At 66.0% G+C, this 1,186-nt stretch carries 2 protein-coding genes; both read left to right on the forward strand.

The window, feature by feature from the left end; translation table 11 throughout:
* The coding region (locus ABWP50_RS12965) for an FtsX-like permease family protein (protein ID WP_353218406.1) at window positions 1–408 on the forward strand (408 nt) is incomplete at its 5' end.
* 95 nt (window positions 409–503) lie between these two features.
* On the forward strand, window positions 504–1,186 hold a 683-nt coding region (locus tag ABWP50_RS12970), incomplete at its 3' end, for a Bax inhibitor-1/YccA family protein (RefSeq protein WP_353218407.1).

Raw genomic sequence — 1,186 nt, forward strand, 5'->3', positions numbered from 1 at the left:
GTGCAGGCGCTGCTCGGGCAATTGTCCGCCGCCATCCGCGCCGCCGCCAGCGTGACGGTTGCCGCCGGCATTGCCGTCCTCGTCGGCGCGCTCGCGGCCGGCGCCCGCGCCCGCACCTATGATGCCGTGCTGCTCAAGCTGCTCGGCGCCACGCGCGGGCAGGTGGCGGCGGCCACGCTGGCCGAATATGGCCTGCTGGCGCTGATCGTGTCCGGGCTGGCGCTGGCGCTGGGCAGCGCGGCGGGCTGGTTCGTCGTCACCCAGGTGTTCAGCCTGGACTGGACGCCGGATTGGGCCGGCGTTATCGCCACCGTCGCCGTCGGCGCGCTCGTCACCGTGCTCTTGGGCCTCCTCGGCAATTTCCAGGCGCTGTCGGCGCGGCCTGCGGCGGTGCTGCGACAACTCTGATGACAGGGCGGTAATGCCCGGCCATTGAAAATCGCCGCGAAATGCATATTATCCTACATATGCCGGCCAATCGCCGGCTTGAGGAGGAAAGACCAATGGCCATCAATATGGACCGACGGCCTGCTGCCACGCGGGCCCAAGCCGGAGCAGACGCAGGCTTCGATGCCGGCCTGCGTTCCTACATGCTCAGCATTTACAACTACATGGCATCCGGCGTGCTGCTCACCGGCATCGTCGCGCTGTTCATCTTCTCGACGCCGTCGCTGTTCGCCGTGTTCTTTAACGAACTCGGCCGCCCGACCATCCTCGGCTGGGTCGCCATGCTGTCGCCGCTCGGCATGATCCTCGCCATGAACTTCGGCCTCAGCCGCATGAGCGAATCCACCCTCAAGGCGCTGTATTTCGCCTTCGCCGCCGTGATGGGCGTCTCGATGAGCGTGATCTTCGCCCGCTACACCGGCGCTTCGATCGCCCAAACCTTCTTCGTCACCTCGGCCTCGTTCGCCGGCCTCAGCCTCTATGGCTACACCACCAAGAAGGACCTGTCGGCCATGGGCCGCTTCCTGATGATGGGCCTCATCGGCATCATGGTGGCGATGATCGCCAACATCTTCATCCAGTCCAGCGGGCTGCAACTGGCCGTGAACATCCTGGGCGTGCTGATCTTCGCCGGCCTCACCGCCTACGACACCCAGCGCCTGCGCGACCTCTACTACCAGGTCGCCGGCAGCGATTTCGCCGGCAAGTCCGCCATCCTCGGCGCACTCACCCTGTACCT

It is taken from the genome of Sandarakinorhabdus sp., from assembly GCF_040398645.1.
Lineage (GTDB): Bacteria > Pseudomonadota > Alphaproteobacteria > Sphingomonadales > Sphingomonadaceae > Sandarakinorhabdus.